The 1,794-nt window shown below is 42.1% G+C and carries 1 pseudogene; it reads right to left on the minus strand.

The window, feature by feature from the left end:
- Window positions 1–1,794 (minus strand): annotated as a pseudogene (locus AAEO59_RS15490) (SprB repeat-containing protein); the annotation flags it as partial.

Below are 1,794 nucleotides of genomic sequence, written 5' to 3' on the forward strand. Positions count from 1 at the left end.
TTGGTTATTTGCATTAGTTATTACTACAGTTGAACCAGCACTTTTAGTTATGGCAATCGAACCATCAGCCTGACCGAAACAAGAAGCATTAGTAGCGATTCCGCTTACAGATACAGCTATTTGAGGTTGAGAGATAGTTACCTGAGCAGTAGCAGTACAAGTTTGTCCTTCGTTACCACCAGGAGCAGTAGCTGTTAGGGTATAAGTTCCTGCAACCAAACCAGTATTTGATACTACTTGGTTATTTGCATTAGTTATCACTACAGTTGAACCAGCACTTTTGGTTACCGCAATAGAACCGTTAGCCTCACCGAAGCAGGAAACATTAGTAGCGATTCCGCTTACAGATACAGCTACTTGCGGTTGAGAGATAGTTACCTGAGCAGTAGCAGTACAAGTTTGTCCTTCGTTACCACCAGGAGCGGTAGCCGTTAGGGTATAAGTTCCTGCAACTAAACCAGTATTTGATACTACTTGGTTATTTACATTAGTTATCACTACAGTTGAACCAAGACTATTAGTTACAGCAATAGAACCATCAGCCTGACCGAAACAAGAAGCATTAGTAGCGATTCCGCTTACAGATACAACAACTTCTGGCTCAGAAATAGTAACATCTACCGTTGTAGTACAACCTTTAGCATCTGTTACAGTGAAAGTATGTAAACCAGCAGTTAACCCAGTTTGAGCAGGAGTGATAGTATATCCAGCAGTTCCACCAGCCGGAGTAATTACCACCGAACCGTCGTTACCACCTTTACAAGATACATTTACTTGGTTAGAAGCAGTAGCTGTTAAAGCATTGGCAGGTTCCGTGATTGTAACATCCACAGTTGTAGTACAACCTTTAGCATCTGTTACAGTGAAAGTATGTAAACCAGCAGTTAACCCAGTTTGAGCAGGAGTGATAGTATATCCAGCAGTTCCACCAGCCGGAGTAATTACCACCGAACCGTCGTTACCACCTTTACAAGATACATTTACTTGGTTAGAAGCAGTAGCTGTTAAAGCATTGGCAGGTTCCGTGATTGTAACATCCACAGTTGTAGTACAACCTTTAGCATCTGTTACAGTGAAAGTATGTAAACCAGCAGTTAACCCAGTTTGAGCAGGAGTGATAGTATATGTAGCAGTTCCGCCAGCCGGAGTAATTACCACCGAACCGTCATTACCACCTTTACAAGATACATTTACTTGGTTAGAAGCAGTAGCTGTTAAAGCATTAGCAGGTTCCGTGATTGTAACATCTATCGTTGTAGTACAACCTTTAGCATCTGTTACAGTGAAAGTATGTAAACCAGCAGCTAACCCAGTTTGAGCCGGAGTGATAGTATATGTAGCAGTTCCACCAGCCGGAGTAATTACCACCGAACCGTCATTACCACCTTTGCAAGATACATTTACTTGGTTAGAAGCAGTTGCTGTTAAAGCATTAGCAGGTTCAGTGATTGTAACATCTACCGTTGTAGTACAACCTTTAGCATCTGTTACAGTGAAAGTATGTAAACCAGCAGTTAACCCAGTTTGAGCAGGAGTGATAGTATATGTAGCAGTTCCGCCAGCCGGAGTAATTACCACCGAACCGTCATTACCACCTTTACAAGATACATTTACTTGGTTAGAAGCAGTAGCTGTTAAAGCATTAGCAGGTTCCGTGATTGTAACATCTATCGTTGTAGTACAACCTTTAGCATCTGTTACAGTGAAAGTATGTAAACCAGCAGCTAACCCAGTTTGAGCCGGAGTGATAGTATATGTAGCAGTTCCACCAGCCGGAGTAATTACCACCGAACC

Origin of the sequence: Flavobacterium flavipallidum (genome assembly GCF_038289905.1) — a bacterium.
Lineage (GTDB): Bacteria > Bacteroidota > Bacteroidia > Flavobacteriales > Flavobacteriaceae > Flavobacterium > Flavobacterium flavipallidum.